This is a genomic window from Mycobacterium sp. (assembly GCF_039583785.1).
In the GTDB taxonomy this organism is placed as follows: domain Bacteria; phylum Actinomycetota; class Actinomycetes; order Mycobacteriales; family Mycobacteriaceae; genus Mycobacterium.
In genome coordinates this window covers 21,382-39,986 of sequence record NZ_JAVKSG010000036.1, presented here as the reverse complement: position 1 = coordinate 39,986, position 18,605 = coordinate 21,382, and the positions used below count along the sequence as shown (strand labels likewise).

At 65.9% G+C, this 18,605-nt stretch carries 16 protein-coding genes; 13 read left to right on the top strand and 3 right to left on the bottom strand.

Features of this window, described 5'->3' with window-relative positions; translation table 11 throughout:
• From eccD to ABDV69_RS12555, 10 genes are all read left to right on the top strand, one after another.
• The coding region (gene eccD, locus ABDV69_RS12600) for a type VII secretion integral membrane protein EccD (protein ID WP_343574765.1) at positions 1-810 on the top strand (810 nt) is incomplete at its 5' end.
• Entirely contained in the window at positions 807-2,450 is a 1,644-nt protein-coding gene (gene mycP, locus ABDV69_RS12595; protein ID WP_343574764.1) for a type VII secretion-associated serine protease mycosin, read from the top strand. The genes eccD and mycP, both read left to right, overlap by 4 nt.
• Positions 2,447-3,979, top strand: a complete 1,533-nt coding sequence (gene eccE, locus ABDV69_RS12590; RefSeq protein ID WP_343574762.1) for a type VII secretion protein EccE — start codon at positions 2,447-2,449, stop codon at positions 3,977-3,979. Before mycP ends, eccE begins: the two co-directional genes overlap by 4 nt.
• Positions 3,980-4,042: 63 nt before the next feature.
• Complete coding sequence (gene eccA / locus ABDV69_RS12585) at positions 4,043-5,890, top strand: type VII secretion AAA-ATPase EccA (RefSeq protein ID WP_343574759.1); 1,848 nt, start codon at positions 4,043-4,045, stop codon at positions 5,888-5,890.
• 245 nt (positions 5,891-6,135) lie between these two features.
• Positions 6,136-6,441 (top strand): WXG100 family type VII secretion target, encoded by a 306-nt coding sequence (locus tag ABDV69_RS12580; RefSeq protein WP_343574770.1) that lies wholly within the window; start codon positions 6,136-6,138, stop codon positions 6,439-6,441.
• Positions 6,442-6,444: 3 nt separating this feature from the next.
• On the top strand, positions 6,445-6,732 hold the full coding sequence (locus ABDV69_RS12575) for a WXG100 family type VII secretion target (RefSeq protein ID WP_343574757.1): 288 nt from the start codon (positions 6,445-6,447) through the stop codon (positions 6,730-6,732).
• The gene (locus ABDV69_RS12570; protein ID WP_343574755.1) at positions 6,729-6,956 is read left to right on the top strand and encodes a hypothetical protein; all 228 of its coding nucleotides are present in this window, start codon (positions 6,729-6,731) and stop codon (positions 6,954-6,956) included. Before ABDV69_RS12575 ends, ABDV69_RS12570 begins: the two co-directional genes overlap by 4 nt.
• Positions 6,956-7,156 carry a hypothetical protein gene (locus ABDV69_RS12565; protein WP_343574753.1) on the top strand — a complete coding sequence of 67 codons (201 nt, stop codon included), beginning with the start codon at positions 6,956-6,958 and terminating at the stop codon, positions 7,154-7,156. The genes ABDV69_RS12570 and ABDV69_RS12565 overlap by 1 nt, the downstream gene beginning before the upstream one ends.
• A complete protein-coding gene (locus ABDV69_RS12560; protein WP_343574752.1) occupies positions 7,157-8,188 on the top strand; it encodes a TNT domain-containing protein in 1,032 nt (343 codons plus the stop codon).
• Between the two features lie 25 nt (positions 8,189-8,213).
• Positions 8,214-8,831, top strand: coding sequence for a hypothetical protein (locus ABDV69_RS12555; RefSeq protein WP_343574749.1), 618 nt, complete (start codon positions 8,214-8,216; stop codon positions 8,829-8,831).
• Positions 8,832-8,968: 137 nt separating this feature from the next.
• Here the strand turns inward: ABDV69_RS12555 and ABDV69_RS12550 are convergent, their stop codons facing one another.
• Together ABDV69_RS12550 and ABDV69_RS12545 are read right to left on the bottom strand one after the other, a co-directional pair.
• Positions 8,969-10,078, bottom strand: a complete 1,110-nt coding sequence (locus ABDV69_RS12550; protein WP_343574747.1) for a MinD/ParA family protein — start codon at positions 10,076-10,078, stop codon at positions 8,969-8,971.
• A 133-nt stretch (positions 10,079-10,211) separates the two neighbouring features.
• Positions 10,212-10,370, bottom strand: coding sequence for a hypothetical protein (locus tag ABDV69_RS12545; RefSeq protein WP_343574744.1), 159 nt, complete (start codon positions 10,368-10,370; stop codon positions 10,212-10,214).
• Between the two features lie 877 nt (positions 10,371-11,247).
• Between ABDV69_RS12545 and gltB the strand changes: the two genes are divergently transcribed.
• The 3 genes from gltB to ABDV69_RS12530 all read left to right on the top strand — a co-directional run bounded on the left by gltB (position 11,248) and on the right by ABDV69_RS12530 (position 17,576).
• The gene (gene gltB, locus ABDV69_RS12540; RefSeq protein WP_343574743.1) at positions 11,248-15,849 is read left to right on the top strand and encodes a glutamate synthase large subunit; all 4,602 of its coding nucleotides are present in this window, start codon (positions 11,248-11,250) and stop codon (positions 15,847-15,849) included.
• Positions 15,842-17,293, top strand: coding sequence for a glutamate synthase subunit beta (locus ABDV69_RS12535; RefSeq protein ID WP_343574740.1), 1,452 nt, complete (start codon positions 15,842-15,844; stop codon positions 17,291-17,293). Before gltB ends, ABDV69_RS12535 begins: the two co-directional genes overlap by 8 nt.
• 157 nt (positions 17,294-17,450) lie before the next feature.
• The gene (locus ABDV69_RS12530; protein WP_343574773.1) at positions 17,451-17,576 is read left to right on the top strand and encodes a hypothetical protein; all 126 of its coding nucleotides are present in this window, start codon (positions 17,451-17,453) and stop codon (positions 17,574-17,576) included.
• A 78-nt stretch (positions 17,577-17,654) separates the two neighbouring features.
• Here the strand turns inward: ABDV69_RS12530 and ABDV69_RS12525 are convergent, their stop codons facing one another.
• Positions 17,655-18,503 carry an LLM class F420-dependent oxidoreductase gene (locus ABDV69_RS12525; protein WP_343574737.1) on the bottom strand — a complete coding sequence of 283 codons (849 nt, stop codon included), beginning with the start codon at positions 18,501-18,503 and terminating at the stop codon, positions 17,655-17,657.
• Between the last annotated feature and the right edge of the window lie 102 nt (positions 18,504-18,605).

Genomic DNA, 18,605 nt, shown 5'->3' with positions numbered 1-18,605 from the left:
ACCGGCCTCGCGGTCGTGACGCAGCGTCACATCACGTTCGCGGCAACGGTTGTCACGCTGAGTGCGATCGGGGGCCTGGTCGCGGCGGCCCGCATGTGGCGACCGATCCCGGCTCAGTGGCTGGGGATGCTCACACTCGTGGGCCTGTTGTTCCTGCTGACACTGGCTCCGACCATCGCGCTGTGGGCCGCGCGGATCAGGCCACCGTATTTTGGGTCCGTCACCGGACGCGACCTCTTCCAGCGCAGCGCGGGACTACCTGTCGACGCGGTGTCACCTGTCGACGAGGCCGCCGATGAAGAGGTCAACCCCGACTCCACACCCCGCGGCGCGCAGATCGCCGCCGGCGCCGTGACAGCGAACGGCGTGCTGACCGGTATTTGCGTGGCCACGGGTGCGACGCTGCCCGCGGCGGTGTGGACCACGCTGATGCCGGGTCAGCACCGCAGTGCTGCCGCATTGGTGCTGGCCGGATTGTTCGTCCTGATCTTCATCAGCCGCGGACGGGCTTTCGCCGACAAGCGCCAGGCGGTGGCGTTGGTGTGCGCGGCCGTAGCAGCGGTCTGCGTCGGCGTCGTCAAATACGTTCTGCGCTCGCCCGCTACCGCAGGCGGTCCGCTGCTGTGGGGCGCGCTGGTACTGGGCCTGTTCGGCACGGCCGGTCTTGTCGCAGCGCTACTGGTGCCGATCACGCGATTCACCCCGCTGGTGCGAATGATCGCCGAATGGCTGGAGATCGTCGCGATCATTGCTGCGCTTCCGCTGGCCGCCTGGATTGGCGGCCTCTTCAGCTGGGTGCGCATGCGGTGACGCTCGCCCTTGCGACGCGGCGGACCGCGGCACTCAGCCTGGTGGTCCTTGTGGTGGGCCTTCAGACGACCCTTCCTCTGGCGCAAGCGATTCCGCCGCCGAGAGTCGATCCGGCACACGTTCCGCCGGACGGCAAACCCGCTCCGGATCAGCCGATGCGGCAGAGCAACGTCTGCGCACGAACAATCACCGCCGCCGAACCAAACGTCACAACCCCGGCGCCCGGCTACGTGATGCTCAACATCGCGAAGGCCTGGCAGTACTCGACCGGCAACGGCGTGCCCGTCGCGGTCATCGACACCGGAGTCAACCCCAGCCACCGGTTGCCGGTGGTGCCCGGTGGTGACTACATCATGGGCGGCGACGGCCTGATGGACTGCGACTCGCACGGCACCATCGTGGCTTCGGTGATCGGTGCAGCGCCGCAGGGCGCTCCGATGCCCCCGCCGCGACCGGCGACTCCGGCCTTCCCGCCACCTGCCGGCCCACCCGCCACCGACACCGCTCCGCCGCCGCCCGGCGGATCGCCGCCGCCGATCGCATCCCCGCCGCCGCCTGTACCGGTGACGGTCACCGAGACCAAGCCGGCCCCGCCGCCGCCCCCACCTGGGGATGAGCCCTCGAACGGGCCGGGTGACCCGGTCGCCGGCGCACCGGACGACCCCGAGGTCCCGCCACCTTCGCCGGGCACACCGGACGGTCTCGCAGGGGTCGCCCCGCACGCGCGAATCATTTCCATCCGCCAGTCGTCGCGGGCATTCGAACCGGAGCGGCCCGGCGGCGGCGATATGGACGCCCGCAAGAAGGCCGGGACCATCGCCTCGCTTGCCAGCGCGATCGTCCATGCCGCCAACATGGGTGCCAAGGTCATCAATGTCAGCGTCACAGCATGCGTGTCGGCCGCAGATCCGTTGGACCAGGGCGCGATTGGGGCCGCCGTCTGGTACGCCGCGACCGTAAAGGACGCGGTCGTGGTTGCCGCCGCGGGCAATGAAGGCGAGGACGAGTGCGCCCAGAACCCCGCCTTCGACCCGCTGGACGCAGCTGATCCACGGGATTGGCATCAGGTGAAGACGGTGTCCTCGCCGTCGTGGTTCTCCGATTACGTGCTGTCCGTGGGCGCAGTGGACAACACCGGCGCCCCGATCAAAAAGAGTCTGGCGGGCCCGTGGGTCGCGGCGGCGGCGCCCGGCGTCGGGATCATGGGGCTGTCGGCACAAACCGGTGGGCCGGTGAACGCCTACCCGCCGCTGCGCCCGGGCGAGAAGAACATCCCGTTCTGGGGAACGAGTTTCTCGGCGGCCTACGTCAGCGGCGTCGCGGCACTGGTGCGGGCGAAATACCCGGCCTTGACCGCGCACCAGGTGATCAACCGGATCCTGCAGACATCCCACAATCCGCCGCGCGGTGTCGACAACCAGGTGGGCTACGGCGTCGTGGATCCGGTGGCGGCGTTGACATTCGACGTGCCACCCGGTGACCGGCTGGCGCCCGGCGCCCACAGCCGACTCATCATTCCGGCCGCGCCGCCTCCGCCACCGGATCACCGTGCGCGCAACGTCGCATCGGGCTTCGCCGGTGTTGTCGTGGTGGCGGTCGTTCTCGCGTCGCTGATTGCCCGGGCCCGGCGAGAGCGATGACGGCGACGACGAAGCTCTATGTCATCGCCGGCGTCCTGACAGCCGGCCTGATCGGCTGGACCTTTGTCGGATACCCTGGCGCCGCAGCGGGTTTGGTGCTGGGGATGCTCGCAGGGGCGATTCCGTGGCGCCGCCACCAGCTGTGGTCCTGGCTGATCTTACTGCGTCAACGTGGTCGGGCGATCACGCTCAGTGAGCCCATCACGGTCGCCAACGACCGATCCGGTGGCGGGGTCCGCTACCAGGACGGTGTCGCGGTGGTCGCCGTGCAGTTGCTCGGCAAGGCGCACCGGCCGACCCTGTTCACCGGGTCGACCGCCACCTACACCGCGAACACGATCGACATCGCCGAGTTGCGGCCGCTGTTGCACCAGAGCCTGGGGCTCGCGATCGAATCTATCAGCGTGGTCAGCGTCGGGTCTCGACGGCGCAGCACCGGTGACTACCCCCGTGTCTACGACACATTGATCGGCACCCCGCCCTACGCCGGGCAGCGCGAGACTTGGCTGATCGTGCGGATCAACGCGCTGCGCAACGCCGAGGCCCTGCAATGGCGAGCTTCGATCGGCACCGCGACGCTGGCCGCCGCTCAGCGGATCGTGGCGACGCTGCGGCAGAACGGCATTCGCGCGAAGGTCGCCACCGCCACCGACATCGTGGAGTTGGAGCGGCGGCTGGGTAACTCGGCCTTGAATGCGCATCACCAGCGGTGGCGTACAACCCGCGGTGAGGGCGGCTGGCTGACGACTTACTGGTACCGGCCGATCGACATCAACGCCGAGAATCTGGCGCACGCTTGGGCGCTACGGGAAGACGGAATCATCCAGAATATAACCGTTTTCGGCGACGGTAGCCTGACCGCAACGGTGACCGTGCGCAGCGCGCAGCCGCCGACGGCTCCGCCCAGCATGATGTTCCGGATCCTGCCGGGGGAACAGGCACGCGCGCTGGCCAGCAATCTCTGCGGGCCGATGCCCAGCTTGCGGGGTGTTCGCCGCGGCGTGCTCGATCAGCCGTTGGTCATTCCGATTGGGCCGTCGGGCGTGCTGCTGGGCAAGGTCGACGCCGGCAACCGGTTGATGCTTCCGCTCGACGATCCCGGAGAGTTCAGTCGGGTGCACATCGCCGCGCAAGACGCACTGGCCAAACGAATCGTCGTGCGACTGGCGGGCGCGGGCGAACGTATCAGCGTGCATACCCGCGACTTGCAGCGGTGGGCCAGTGTGCGGATGCCCGAGATCGCGGTCGGCACCCAGGTCCGGCCGGTCGCCGGCGCAACGGTGAGCGTGGTCGACGGCACGGTCACTCCCGCGCCGCGGCCCAACACGCTGATCTCCATCGGCAAGCCGGGGACGCCGTATCGCGGATCCGCCGATGTCGTCATCACCCAGAGTGGCCCGGCCACCGTCGACGTGACGGCCGCCGGGCAATTGCACACGGTTGAGGTCGAGCTGTTTCGGGCCGAGAATCGTTACATATCTTTGGAACCGACCAACAGCGGCACAGCTGATCTCGCACCGGTGGAATAGCGAAGCGGCGCATGACCGCCAGCCGGCGACGATGCAGAGCGTGGCGATGAGGAGGAGCGGCGCATGACCGCCAGTACCGACACGGTCGCCGCGCGTAAGCGGTTCGACCAAGCGATGGCGGTCTTCGACACCGATGTGTCGACCGCCCAGGCGCGGTTTCGCCAGGCCAGCGACTTGGACCAGTCGATGGCCGATGCGTGGCTGGGCCGAATCGCTGCCGGTGACGAGGAGTTATCAACGCTTCAGCAGCTCTACGCCTATGGGGCCCGGCTGCATCGGGAGACCAATCGACTGGGGGTGCGGCTCTCGGCAGCCATCAAGGCCGGGCCGTTTCTGTCGATTTCGGTGACGGAATCCTCCCATGCCGGCCTGGCGCTGGCCAGCGCGCTGATCGACGATGGCCAGTACGAGAAAGCCGAAGCGCTGCTGAAAGATCCGGCTCTGCTGGACACCTGGGAAAACCACCAGTGGCAGCAGTACGTGCGGGCCTACCTGATGTTCGCCACCCAACGCTGGCCGGACGTGATATCGGTGGCGGCCACAGTGTTGCCGCCGCAGGCGATCATCATGTCGGCCGTCACTGCAGCCACCAACGCGCTGGCCGCTCACGCCGCGGCACACCTCGGGCAGGCACGGGTGGCGCTGGACTGGGCGGAGCGGGTCGATCTGCGGGCCGGCGGCTCGGCTGAGGCTCGCCGCCATCAGGTGACCGACACCGCGGTGACGGCGATCGACCCCAACGAATTCCCGGTCATCGCAGCCGATCTCGCGTATGTCCGCGGGATGGCGCACCGGCAGCTCGACGAGGAGGACAAGGCCCAGATTTGGCTGTCCAAGGCGACGATCAACGGCGCCCTGATCGAGGCGGCCAAGGACGCGCTCGCCGACCCCCAACTGCAACTTGTCGTCACCGACGAGGAAACCATCAACACCCGCAGCAACAAGTGGGACGTCAGCACCGAGCGCTCGGAGGCGGACCGCCGCGATGAGCAGAACGAGGAGCGCCGCGAGGAGCTGCTGACCGACGGCCGAACGCTGCTCAACAACCAGGTCGGGCTGAGCGAAGTCAAGCGAGCGGTCGCAGAACTGGAAGATCAGATTGAGGTCCGCGCGTTGCGGATGGCAGCCGGGTTGCCGGTGACCAACCAGACCAATCACATGCTCTTGGTCGGACCACCCGGTACCGGTAAGACGACGACGGCCGAGGCGTTGGGCAAGATCTACGCCGGACTGGGCATCGTGCGCCATCCCGAGATCATCGAGGTCAAGCGGGCCGACTTCTGCGGCGAGCACATCGGTGCCTCCGGCCCGAAAACCAACGAGCTGATCGCCCGTTCGCTCGGCCGCATCCTGTTCATGGACGAGTTCTACAGCCTGGTGGAGCGTCACCACGACGGCCGGCCGGACATGATCGGCATGGAAGCGGTCAACCAGCTGCTGGTGGCCCTGGAAGTGCACCGGTTCGACTTCTGCTTCATCGGCGCCGGCTACGAGAAGGAAGTCGACGAATTCCTCACGGTTAACCCGGGTTTGGCGGGTCGGTTCAACCGCAAGTTGCGGTTCGCCTCATACGCTCCCGACGAGTTGGTCGAGATCGCCGTCCGCTATGGCCGACCACGGGCGACGGTGATCGAGCCTGCCGCGCGCGAAGCACTTAACCTGGCGTGCAAGATGTTGCGGGCCTACCTGGCGCCGGACGGGACGCACGGAATAGACGTGATGCAGAACGGCCGATTCGCCCGCAATGTGGTCGAACGAGCTGAGCGGCTGAGGGATTCGCGGGTGGCCGCCCAGCACCGCATGGACAAGGGTTCGGTGACCGTCGAAGACCTCCAGACGCTACGCACTCAGGATGTCGTCGCGGCGGTCACCGATGCTTGCGCGGAAAAGCATGTGCCGATTCAGCTTTGAGCAGTGAGCGCGGCGAACCGGAAGACCGCGATGCGGCCCGCGAATGTGACGGCGAGCAGAACCTCTCCCGGCTAAATCCGAAGCAATGGACATGCCTGTGCGGCAGCCCGTTCCACTATCTTCACCGGTCGCGACCGGCGGCACTGGCTGAGCGTGCCGGTGCCGGCCGCCAGGGCGCGAGGTGGCCCAGTCCGCGCCGGTATATTATCTGCCGAGTACCAACCTTGGCAGGGCAGCGGGGCTTGATGCGTGAGCTGATGGTCGATGCCGCTGGGGTGTTTGATGTTGCGCACGCGCTGAGCAATCAGGCCCAAGAGCTGCGCGATGAATTGAACCAGCTGTCAAACGAATGGGACGGTTTGTCGCATAGCTGGTCTGGTGTCGCGGCGTCTGCGTTTACTCCGGCATGGGAGAAATGGCGCGAGGGTGCGACCAAACTGGTTGAGGCGCTGGTGGATCGGGCCGACCGGCTTGGCCGGGCGGCGGTCGCCTACGAAGAACAAGACGGTGACGCCGCGGGTTCGGTGGGCTCCGCTGGCGCCCAAATGTGAGTCATGGACAGATACCGGGTCGAACTCGAAGACCTGCGAGCGTTTGTCCAGCGACTTCAAGAGTTCGAACAGCGCGGCGAGCAGATCGCGGACGGCGTTGACAACCTGGTCACTCAGCTTGGCGGAAACTGGTCGGGTGCAGCCGCGGACGCCCACCAGGCCGAACACGACGAATGGACCGCCGCAGCCACCGAGATGCGCGAGGCGGCGGCGCAGTTGCGGCAGGCCGCTGATCGGGCGCAGCGCACCTACAGCGAGGTCATCGAGATCAACACCGCGATGTGGCCATGACCCAAGACGTCGAGCCGCGGGTCATCAAACAGGCCGGCGACGCATGGCGGGAAGTTCACGACGAGGCCGCCGCCGCGGTCAACCAGTTGGCCAGCGTGCTCCAAGCCTCAGCCGGGATGGCCGGCACCGATAACGGGGCACACGCCTGGCGTCAAAGTACGACCCGCTGTGCGCAGGGCGCGACGGTGCCGACGGTGCCGTACAGGCCGCTGCTGTGGCCGTGATGGCTGCCGGCAAAGTCAGCGATCTGCTGCAGGCGACCGCGGTCAACCATGCCAACGGCGATCAGCAATCGGCGATCAACAGCCCGCACGCGCCCGCGGCGCCCCCCGCCGGCGTTCCCGCATTCCGTCCGCCCGCTGCCCCGTCGGCCGAAGGCGGCCACGGCGAGGTGCCGGGATGGTGGCACACGATCCAGGCCTAAGTGCAAGGCGAACTATGGCCCAACGGTCACCAAGACCAGCTGCACAGCGCCGCGCAAGGCTGGCGCACCGCCGCCGCCGGGCTTCGCGCAGCCGCGTTCAGGGCCAACAGCGCAGCACCCTATGTGGCGAGTCAGAAGTCCCCGGAGATTCCAGCCGCGATCGCCAACTGCAACAAGGTCCACGACGCGCTCAACTCCGCCGCCGAGGGCTGCGACACGGCGGCCAAAGCCTGCGACGACTACGCATCAGCCATCGATGAGGCCCACCACAAGATCATCCACGAGATGGAAGTGTTGGGCGCGACCGTCGCAGCCACAGAAGTCCTGGCGCTCGTGCTGGTTCCGCTTACCGCCGGGGCCAGCGAAGCCGTGTCGAAGGTGGTCGACGTCAGCCGCTTGACCGCCACCGGTGCCCGTATCGCCACCATCATCCGCGAATTCCGGACCACAGCCGAACTCTCGGCCCTACCCACCGTCAGCGCCGCCGGAGCCGCCGCGCGCAGCATCGGCGAACTTGCCCCCATCCTTGACGCCAGCGTCATCCTCCACACCACAGTGACCGGTAAAAGAATCGAAGAAGCTGAAGCCGCAGCAGCACGCGCCGAGAACTTAACCGTAGAAGAGTTCGAAGCCCGTTACGGCAAACCTGGAGCATGGAAATACCCAGAAGAGTCAGATCCTGCTAAGCCGTATGCCATTCCCGGTACCGTACGCACTGCCGATCCTACTGAATTGCGGGGGATGACTGTGGATCGATATGGTAGTAATCCGATTGGTGGATGGCTAGCTCCAGAAGGCACTCCATACGGCGCTCGTGCCATGGCTCCAGGTGGTGATGGCGCCCCCTTGACCACTTATCGAATAGGCGAAGGCCCTCTACCGCCCGGGTATACGATTGAGGAGTCAAAAGCTGCTACATGGTTTGGAGAATCCGGTGGTGGCACTCAGTATAGGATAATTGGCCCTGACGGGAAAACTGCCCTTTTAGATAAGTTCATCCAGAGCGGTTTCCTTGTAGAGGTGTCGAAGTGACAAGCAATAGAAAGCGTTTGCTTTTATGAAGAAATTTAACGTTGAACTCAATTTGATCCCCCCCGCGCTTCGTCGTCTGGCGCTGACATGGTACCGGTGGCAAGAAATCACAGAGCGCAAGCGGAACAAGGCCGCACTTATGCACCCTGAAGACCCGTTGCGCCAAGAATACTGGAAGTATTATCCGCCACAGATGCGTTCTGCGCATGAGTTTCGGATTGGGGATGACGATTTCAGTTACTATCTCGTATCGTCGGAGGGCTTATTCTATGTAGATATCGCACAGCGTAGCGCACGCAGCCGAAACTGCATGTTCCGGAGCTTCTATGATGCAGAAAAATATCTACTATTTAAGATAGCGGATTCTGCGAGGCTGGTGAATGGTTTAGGTTATTTAAGTGCGCTTTGGTACCAGCAAGGACTTAATCCCAGGGTTACCCTGAAGAATCTGGAGCCTAACGAAAAATATCCCAACAAATTCTCCCTTACGGTCGATCAAGAACCTGTTGATCGAGGTTGGATGGATGAGATGGACGCGACCGCGTTCTCGCACGCGATCTTTTTGACCTATGAAGAGCTCGACGCGAGGCTCCGCGAGGGTGTTCCACCGGAATGGTTCACGTTGGAGCTTGTTGAGGCATGAGCGGCGAGTTGGGGAGGCAAAACCGTCTGGGTATGGCGGGTATGCGGCGGGGGCAGCTCAAGCGAACGGCGGGGTGTCGCTAGCCTCATTACTCGCGCGCGGGCGTCAAGGCGCACCGCCGACCGGTCGGCACGCGTCTAGCGGGGCGCCCCCGGGGACTGTGGCCGGGTCGCAAAGAACCCCGCGACCGTCGCGCAGATCTCCAGGAACTTACGACGCGTCTCACGCGCCAGCTCACTTTGCACGTCGATGACGCCGCCGGGCCGCAGGTGGGGGTCGAACGGCACCTCGACCACCGTCTGGCCGCGTTCCAGAAACTGGCTCGCCAGCGCCGATCGGTGGCGCTTGTCCGAGTGACCGTCGGAGTCGTTGAGCACCACTACGGTCCGGCGCAGCAGACCGGTACGCCCGTGGGCGCCCAGCCATTCCATCGTCTGCGCCGCGGCCCCGGCGCCGTCGGCCCACGGCGATGACACCACGATCAGCGCGTCGAGGTCGCTGAGCGCCTCCTGGGTGACGGGGGCATCCATCGTGGAGCCGCAGTCGATGATGGCGATCGTGAAATGGCGATCCAGCCGGGAGGTGGCCTCGCGATAGAGCGCCGGATCGAGCACCCGTCGCGGCCCGGCCGTCGGTTCACCGGCCAGCACGTACAGGCCCGCCGAATTGCTGCCGACCCGGGTGCTCACGTCGGCGAACGACCGGAGGTTCTTGTCGGAGGCGATTTCCCAGTACGAGCCGCTGGTCCGCGGGTCGATCCGACTGCCCAGCCGGCCGAAAGCGGTGTCGGCGTCGATCGCGACCACACGGTCCTGACGGCGGAGTTCGGCGAAGATCGACCCGACGCTCGCGGCGACGGTGGTCTTGCCGACGCCACCCTTACCGAGCACCCCGACCTTGTAGTTGCCCCGCAGGGTCGACGCGATGGCGGCCTCATAGGCGGCATCCTGCTTCTCGCCGGCCGACGGCCCGAGGTTGACCAGCCCGAAGGTGGCCTTGAAGACGAAACGATGCCAGCCGTATCTCGGCCCCGGACCGCGCGGAGCCGGCCCTGCCTGCGAGAAGTCGAGGTTGGTCCACGACGGCCGGGCCGGCAGCGCAGCAGGGGGAGCCGGAGGTGGGGGACCGGGCCGCGGCGGCGGAACCGGACGCGGACCGCCGGTCTGCGGTCGCGGTGGTGGCCCCGGCGGGCCGCTCGGCGGCGCGCCCCGTTGGCGGTCCCGGAGGAAGTCGTCGAACTCGGTCATGAACTCGTCGAAATCGACATGTCACGCCCGCTCGAGCTCATGGATGCATCGTAGAGCTGTCGGCGGCTGCCCACCGCCGCGCTCACCGATTACGCAGTTGACCTTCTCCCGCGACTGAAGATCGCGGGATTCCCTATGCCGCTTGCGCGTCATCGGGTCTTCTCGCTTGCGCGAGCACACCCGCATGTGCGGGTGTTGCCTCCGGTCCGGAGGTGAGCACGGGCCGGGTGGCCCGGGCCAGGATGGTGTTGGCTGCCTGGATGTCCGCGTGGTCTTCGTGGCCACATTTCACGCACTGGAATTCCGCGGTTTTCCTTCACGCTGTGGCCGCAGTTGCGGCACTCCAGACTGCTGCAGGCGGCTGGCACCTCTACGAGGGCGGCGCCAGCCGCGGACGCTTTATCTTCCGATACCGAAAACACCGCTTTACGCGTCGACCGGTACGGCATGAACCTCACGGTAAACCCCACCTACGACAACTACGGTCCGCTACGCGGTCCCAATAGACCGGATCGGCTATCCCCCGACTTCGAGGGCTTGCGCCGAAGAAAATTGAGGTCACACCGATCCCGATCGGCTCTGACGAAAAAACTTGGGCTACTTTTCTCCGACCAGCTTCGTCGGGTCGGTCCGGCAGGGTACCGGGATGGCGCCGGACCCTAGAAGCACCCGGCGTACCCGTGCTGCCATTGCTTTTGGTGATCGGGGTCACCCGCGGGGCGCCTCCGCTGCGAGCCGGTTGCCTGATACGGCCGCGCAATGACCACTATCACAGCAAACTGGCCCGGCGGAGCGTCCGAAAGCCGGGCACCGACCGGGCCCGTCGCCGCAGTCCTGGAAGGTTCCGAATGCTCTGCAGCACAACGGGTCCGGATGCTGTCGGGAGTGGATGACGTCACAACGGCGCGGTACCGTCGAACAGCGGGTTAAGATGGCTTAAGTTGGCATGTCAGACGGGTTTTGTCATATCGTTTTACGACTTGTCGAAAACCGGTAACCGGGCCACCGTTCAGCGCCGTACGGATCCTCCCCAGCCGGGATCGTCGTTATCCGGCGAGCAGCACCTCGACAAGACCGTAGGGGCACAGCCCGCAGCCTCCAGGGCGCGGCCTCCAACGGAAAGCTCGGGGATTGCTGCGACAGACAATTTGGTGAAGGAGCAGGTGCGAATGGCGCCCAACCGCCCGGGCTTGCAAGGGCTCTACAACCCCGCATTCGAGCATGACTCGTGCGGGGTGGCCATGGTCGTCGACATGCACGGACGCCGCAGCCGCGACATCGTCGACAAGGCGATTACCGCGCTGGTCAACCTCGAGCATCGCGGTGCCCAGGGCGCCGAACCACACAGCGGTGACGGCGCCGGCATCCTCATTCAGGTCCCCGACGATTTCTTCCGTGCAGCTGTCGACTTCGAGCTGCCTGCGGCTGGCAGCTACGCCACCGGCATCGCGTTTTTGCCGCAGTCGTCCAAAGACGCCACCGCGGCGTGCGCAGCGGTCGAGAAGATCGTCGAGGCCGAGGGCTGCCATGTGCTGGGCTGGCGCAACGTGCCTACCGACGAGTCCTCGCTGGGCGCCCTGGCTCGCGACGCCATGCCCACCTTCCGGCAGATCTTCATCGGCGGCGCCGACGGCATGCAGCTCGAGCGCCGCGCCTACGTGATCCGTAAGCGTGCCGAGCACGAGCTGGGCACCAAGGGCCCCGGTCAGGACGGCCCCGGCCGTGAAACCGTCTACTTCCCGAGCCTTTCCGGCCAGACGTTTGTCTACAAAGGCATGCTGACCACGCCGCAGCTCAAGGCGTTCTACTTCGACCTGCAAGACCAGCGGCTGACCAGCGCACTGGGCATCGTGCACTCGCGGTTTTCCACCAACACGTTCCCGTCCTGGCCGTTGGCGCATCCGTTCCGGCGCATCGCGCACAACGGCGAGATCAACACCGTCACCGGCAATGAGAACTGGATGCGTGCCCGCGAGGCGCTGATCGACACCGACGTGTTCGGAGACCCCGGCGACCGGGATAGTGCTGCCAAGCTGTTCCCGATCTGCACCCCGGGCGCCTCGGACACCGCGCGCTTCGACGAGGCGCTGGAGTTGCTGCACCTGGGCGGGCGCAGCCTGCCGCACGCCGTGCTGATGATGATCCCCGAGGCGTGGGAACGGCACCCGTCGATGGACCCGGCGCGACGGGCCTTCTACGAGTATCACGCCTCTTTGATGGAGCCGTGGGACGGCCCGGCCTCGATGACCTTCACCGACGGCACCGTCGTCGGTGCGGTGCTGGACCGCAACGGCCTGCGGCCGTCCCGGATCTGGGTCACCGACGACGGCCTGGTCGTGATGGCCTCCGAGGTCGGCGTGCTCGACATCGAGCCGTCGAAAGTGGTGCGCCGGATGCGGCTGCAGCCGGGCCGGATGTTCCTGGTCGACATGGCGCAGGGTCGCATCGTCTCGGACGAGGAGATAAAGTCCGAGTTGGCCGCCGAGCAGCCTTACCAAGAGTGGCTGGACAAGGGCCTGATCCCGCTGGCCGAGCTGCCGCAGGGCAACTACGAGCGGATGCTCGAGCATCGGGTTATGTTGCGGCAGTTGGTGTTCGGTTACACCTACGAAGAACTCAACCTGCTGGTCACGCCGATGGCGCGCACCGGCGCCGAGCCGATCGGCTCGATGGGCACAGATACGCCCGTCGCGGTGCTCTCGCAGCGACCGCGGATGCTCTACGACTACTTCCAGCAGTTGTTCGCGCAGGTGACCAATCCGCCGCTGGACGCCATCCGGGAAGAGGTGGTGACAAGTATCCAGGGCACGGTCGGCCCGGAAGGCGACCTGCTAAACCCGAATGCGGACTCCTGCCGGCAGATTCACCTGCCGCAGCCGGTGCTGCGTAATCACGAGCTGGCCAAGCTGATCAACCTGGACCCCGACGTGGAAGTCAATGGTCGTCGGCATGGCCTGCGGTCCAAGGTGATTCGCTGTCTGTACCCGGTCGCCGAGAATGGCGCCGGGCTCAAGGCCGCACTCGACGATGTGCGGGCGCAGACGTCAGCGGCGATCGCCGATGGGGCGCGGATCATCATTCTCTCCGACCGAGAGTCCGACGAGAAGCTGGCGCCGATCCCGTCGCTGCTGGCCGTCGCGGCAGTACATCACCACCTGGTCCGCGAGCGCAGCCGCACCAAGGTCGGCCTGGTCGTGGAGACCGGTGACGCCCGCGAGGTGCACCACATGGCCGCGCTGATCGGTTTCGGTGCCGCGGCGCTCAACCCGTACATGGCGTTCGAGTCGATCGAGGTCATGGTGGACCGCGGCGTGCTGGCGGACCTCGACCGCGAGACCGCGCTGAACAACTACATCAAGGCCGCCGGCAAGGGTGTGCTGAAAGTGATGTCCAAGATGGGCATCTCGACGCTGGCGTCCTACACCGGCGCGCAACTGTTCCAGGCCGTCGGTGTCGACGAGGATGTGCTCGGCGAGTACTTCACCGGATTGACCTGCCCAGTCGGCGGAATCAACCTGTCCGACATCGCCGCCGACGTCGCCACCCGGCACGGCCTCGCGTTTTTAAACCGGCCGGACGAGCGCGCGCACCGCGAACTCGAGGTGGGCGGGGAATACCAGTGGCGCCGCGAGGGTGAATACCACCTGTTCAACCCGGACACCGTGTTCAAGCTGCAGCACTCCACCCGTACCGGCCAGTACAAGATATTCAAGGAATACAGCCGGCTGGTCGACAACCAGAGCGAGCGGATGGCGTCGCTGCGCGGCCTGCTGAAGTTCCGCGACGGGCTGCGCCCGCCGGTGCCACTCGATGAGGTGGAGCCGGCCAGTGAGATCGTCAAGCGCTTCTCGACCGGGGCGATGAGCTACGGCTCGATCTCCGCCGAGGCACACGAGACGCTGGCCATCGCGATGAATCGGCTGGGCGGCCGGTCGAACTCCGGCGAGGGCGGCGAGAGCGCCACCCGGTTCGAGCGCGACACCAACGGCGACTGGCGCCGCAGCGCGGTCAAGCAGGTCGCATCGGCGCGCTTCGGCGTCACCTCGCACTATCTGAGCAACTGCTCCGACATCCAGATCAAGATGGCCCAAGGTGCCAAACCTGGTGAGGGCGGCCAGCTTCCGGCAGGCAAGGTCTACCCGTGGATCGCCGAGGTACGACACTCCACCCCGGGCGTGGGCTTGATCTCGCCGCCGCCGCATCACGACATCTACTCGATCGAGGATCTGGCGCAGCTGATTCACGACCTCAAGAACGCCAACCCGCAGGCCCGGATTCACGTTAAACTGGTGTCGGAGAACGGCGTCGGCACCGTCGCGGCCGGCGTTTCCAAGGCGCACGCCGACGTGGTGCTGATCTCCGGTCACGACGGCGGTACCGGTGCCACCCCGCTGACGTCGATGAAGCACGCCGGCGCGCCGTGGGAGCTCGGCCTGGCCGAGACGCAGCAGACGTTGCTACTCAACGGGTTACGGGACCGCATCGTCGTCCAGGTCGACGGTCAGCTCAAGACCGGCCGGGACGTGATGATCGCAGCACTGCTTGGAGCCGAGGAATTCGGTTTCGCCACAGCGCCTTTGGTGGTGTCGGGCTGTATCATGATGCGGGTCTGCCACCTGGACACCTGCCCGGTCGGCGTTGCCACCCAGAATCCGGTGCTGCGCGAACGGTTCGCAGGAAAGCCGGAATTCGTGGAGAACTTCTTCTTGTTCATCGCTGAAGAGGTCCGCGAATACATGGCGCAGTTGGGTTTCCGCACCGTTACCGAGGCGGTCGGGCAGGTCGGCTCGCTGGACACCACGCTGGCCCGGGCGCACTGGAAGGCGCACAAGCTTGACCTGTCACCGGTGCTGTACGAGCCGGAGTCGGCGTTCATGAACCAGGACCTGTACAACAGCTCCAAGCAGGACCACGGCCTGGACAAGGCGCTGGACCAGCAGCTGATCGTGATGAGCCGCGAGGCGCTGGACTCCGGCAAACCGGTTCGCTTCTCGACCACCATCGCCAACGTCAACCGCACCGTCGGCACCATGCTCGGCCATGAGGTGACGAAAGCCTATGGCGGCCAAGGGCTGCCGGACGGGACCATCGACATCACCTTCGAGGGCTCGGCCGGCAACAGCTTCGGCGCCTTCCTGCCGCAGGGGATCACGCTGCGGGTGTACGGCGACGCCAACGACTATGTAGGCAAGGGCCTGTCCGGTGGACGCGTCGTCGTTCGGCCGCCGGACGACGCGCCGGCGGACTATGTCGCTGAAGACAACATCATCGGCGGCAACGTGATCCTGTTCGGCGCCACCAGCGGCCAGGCATTCCTGCGCGGCGCGGTCGGTGAGCGGTTCGCCGTGCGCAACTCCGGCGCCCACGCGGTGGTCGAAGGCGTCGGCGACCACGGCTGCGAGTACATGACCGGCGGCAAGGTGGCGATTCTGGGCAGTACCGGCCGCAACTTCGCGGCGGGCATGTCCGGCGGCATCGCCTACGTCTACGACCCCGAGGACGCGTTGAAAGCCAACCTCAACACCGAGATGGTCGAACTCGATGAGCTCGACCCCGACGACCTGGAATGGTTGCACATGATGCTGCAGGCGCACATCGACGCCACCGATTCCGCCGTCGGCCAACGCATTCTGGCTGACTGGGGCGCCGAGCAGAAGCGCTTCGCCAAGGTGATGCCGCGCGACTACAAGCGGGTGCTGAACGCGATCGCCGAGGCCGAGCGCGACGGCACCGATCCCGACGAAGCGATCATGGCGGCCGCCAGTGCCTGATCCCAAGGGTTTCCTCAAGTACACCCACCGCGAGACGCCCAAGCGCCGGCCGGTGGACCTGCGCCTCAAAGATTGGAATGAGGTCTACGAAGAATTCCCGCACTCCAACCTGCAGCACCAGGCGAGCCGATGCATGGATTGCGGAATTCCGTTCTGCCACAATGGGTGTCCGCTAGGTAACTTGATCCCGGAGTGGAACGATCTGGTTCGCACCGACCGGTGGCACGATGCGATCGAACGGCTGCACGCCACCAACAACTTCCCCGAGTTCACCGGCCGGCTCTGCCCGGCGCCGTGTGAGTCGTCGTGTGTGCTGGGCATCAACCAGGACGCGGTGACGATCAAGCAAATCGAAGTCGAGATCATCGACAACGCATTCGACGAAGGCTGGGTGGTTCCGCTTCCGCCCGACGAGTTCACCGGCAAGAAGGTTGCCGTCGTCGGTTCCGGGCCCGCCGGCCTGGCCGCCGCGCAGCAGCTGACCCGGGCCGGTCACGCGGTGACGGTGTTCGAGCGCGCCGACCACATCGGTGGCCTGCTGCGCTACGGCATCCCCGAATTCAAGATGGAGAAGCGACACCTGGACCGCCGTCTCGATCAGATGCAGGCCGAGGGCACCGAATTCCGCACCGGCATCAACGTCGGCGTCGACATCACCGCCGCGCAGTTGAAGTCCGACTTCGACGCGGTGGTGCTTGCCGGTGGCGCGACCGCCTGGCGCGATCTGCCAATCCCCGGCCGCGAGCTGGACGGCATCCACCAGGCGATGGAGTATCTTCCCTGGGGAAACCGTCACGCCGCAGGCGAATTGGACGAACCGCCGATCAGCGCGAAGGGCAAGAAGGTGGTCATCATCGGCGGCGGCGACACCGGCGCCGACTGCCTGGGGACCGTGCACCGGCAGGGCGCGATCGCGGTGCACCAGTTCGAGATCATGCCGCGCCCGCCGGACACCCGCGCACCGTCCACGCCGTGGCCGACCTACGCGATGATGTTCCGGGTATCGTCCGCGCACGAAGAAGGCGGCGAGCGGGTCTTCTCGGTCAACACCGAGGAATTCGTTGGCAAGGACGGGCACGTCGCCGGGCTGAAGGTGCACGAGGTGACGATGCAGGACGGCACGTTCGTCAAGACCGAGGGCAGCGACTTCGAACTTGAGGCCGACCTGGTGTTGCTGGCCATGGGCTTTGTCGGCCCGGAGCGCGGTGGCCTGCTGACCGACCTCGGTGTCAAGCTCAGCGACCGCGGCAACGTGGCGCGCGGCGCCAACTTCGAGACGTCGGTGCCAGGGGTTTTCGTCGCCGGCGACGCAGGTCGCGGCCAGTCGCTGATCGTCTGGGCGATCGCCGAGGGCCGGGCGGCCGCCGCGGGCGCGGACCGGTTTTTGATGGGCGAGACCGCTCTGCCGGCCCCGATTGCCCCGACCGCCGCACCGCAACGCTAGGCACATTTGTCACACCGACAACATTTGATAAATCATTCGGCGCGCCCTACACTATTTGCCAGCGAATGGGCGTCTAATAGTCAACATGGGTGCCGCGGGGTGTGGAGCCTGGTTGAGCTAATCGACCGCAGGAGTGAGTAACGTGTACATAAACCCGATGACCCGTTCCCGGGTCGGCCGAATCGCCTGGTCATGGTTCCGTTACCCGGTGAAGAGCCGCGAATTTCCCGCCAAGCACGAGCGCCTGGTGACCGTCGACGAGTTGCTCCGCTTCGGCGTCTAGTGGCCCTTCGAGCCGCTCGTTGGTAACGGCGGACGTTTGCCCGCTGTCACCTCTTCGTGACGTTTTGCGCGCCGGGAACTAGTCGGCCAATCCCGAATCCCGGATCGCTTCGGCCAGTGGCTCCAGCACGTCCGGCGTGTGCGGCGGCGGGAGATACACGATGCCCAGATCCAGACCGACCTCGGCCAACGCCGCGGCGTCCTCGATGACCTTCCGGTAGCTCAGATCGGGCTCCAGGCGCAGATGCGCGGATGTGGTGATTTCCGTCGGGTCGCGGCCGATGTCGGCGCAGTGCGACGCCAGCACGTCACGCTTGTGCGCGAACATCTCCGGTGGGCCGCCGACGAAGTTCCAATGCTGTGCGTATTGGGCGGTGATCCGCAGGGTGCGCTTCTCGCCGCTGCCGCCGATACAGATCGGGGGGTGTGGCCGCTGCGGGCCTTTCGGTTCGTTGCGGGCGTCTTTGAGTTGGTAGTAGGTGCCGTCGAAGCTGGTCGTCTCGTTGCTGAGCAGACTGGTCAGCACCGCACAAGCCTCTTCGAAGCGGTCGAATCGTTCCCGGATGCTGCCCAATTCGATGCCGTAGGCGCCGGATTCCTCCTCGTTCCAGCCGGCGCCGATACCGAGCTCCAACCGGCCGTTGGAGATGATGTCAAGGGCCGCAGCCATATTCGCCAGTACCGCGGGATGGCGGTAGTGGATGCCGGTGACCAGGGTGCCCAGCCGCAGTCGGGTGGTGGCCTGGGCCAGCGCGGTGAGCGTTGTCCAGCCCTCTAGACAGGGTCCGGTGCTGTCGCTGAAGATCGGGTAGAAGTGGTCGAAGGTCCACCCGGACTCGTAGACGTCGATGTCGTCGGCGGCCTTCCAGACGGCCAGCATGTCTGCCCAGGTGGTGTGTTGGGGTGAAGTTTTGAACGCGAATCGCATGACTTCGAAGCTAGTCGAATTCACCCACGCGTGGCGTGACGTCGCCTGCCTGTCGATGCCCACGTTTTAGCGCGCATGCCCCGGTCGGGCACCGCGGCTGGA

Excerpts from the sequence above, each read along its gene's own strand:
- eccE (WP_343574762.1), top strand. The coding sequence starts at position 2,447 with ATGACGGCGACGACGAAGCTCTATGTCATCGCCGGCGTCCTGACAGCC.
- eccA (WP_343574759.1), top strand. The coding sequence starts at position 4,043 with ATGACCGCCAGTACCGACACGGTCGCCGCGCGTAAGCGGTTCGACCAA.
- ABDV69_RS12580 (WP_343574770.1), top strand. The coding sequence starts at position 6,136 with ATGCGTGAGCTGATGGTCGATGCCGCTGGGGTGTTTGATGTTGCGCAC.
- ABDV69_RS12575 (WP_343574757.1), top strand. The coding sequence starts at position 6,445 with ATGGACAGATACCGGGTCGAACTCGAAGACCTGCGAGCGTTTGTCCAG.
- ABDV69_RS12570 (WP_343574755.1), top strand. The coding sequence starts at position 6,729 with ATGACCCAAGACGTCGAGCCGCGGGTCATCAAACAGGCCGGCGACGCA.
- ABDV69_RS12565 (WP_343574753.1), top strand. The coding sequence starts at position 6,956 with ATGGCTGCCGGCAAAGTCAGCGATCTGCTGCAGGCGACCGCGGTCAAC.
- ABDV69_RS12555 (WP_343574749.1), top strand. The coding sequence starts at position 8,214 with ATGAAGAAATTTAACGTTGAACTCAATTTGATCCCCCCCGCGCTTCGT.
- ABDV69_RS12550 (WP_343574747.1), bottom strand. The coding sequence starts at position 10,078 with ATGACCGAGTTCGACGACTTCCTCCGGGACCGCCAACGGGGCGCGCCG.
- gltB (WP_343574743.1), top strand. The coding sequence starts at position 11,248 with ATGGCGCCCAACCGCCCGGGCTTGCAAGGGCTCTACAACCCCGCATTC.
- ABDV69_RS12530 (WP_343574773.1), top strand. The coding sequence starts at position 17,451 with ATGACCCGTTCCCGGGTCGGCCGAATCGCCTGGTCATGGTTCCGTTAC.
- ABDV69_RS12525 (WP_343574737.1), bottom strand. The coding sequence starts at position 18,503 with ATGCGATTCGCGTTCAAAACTTCACCCCAACACACCACCTGGGCAGAC.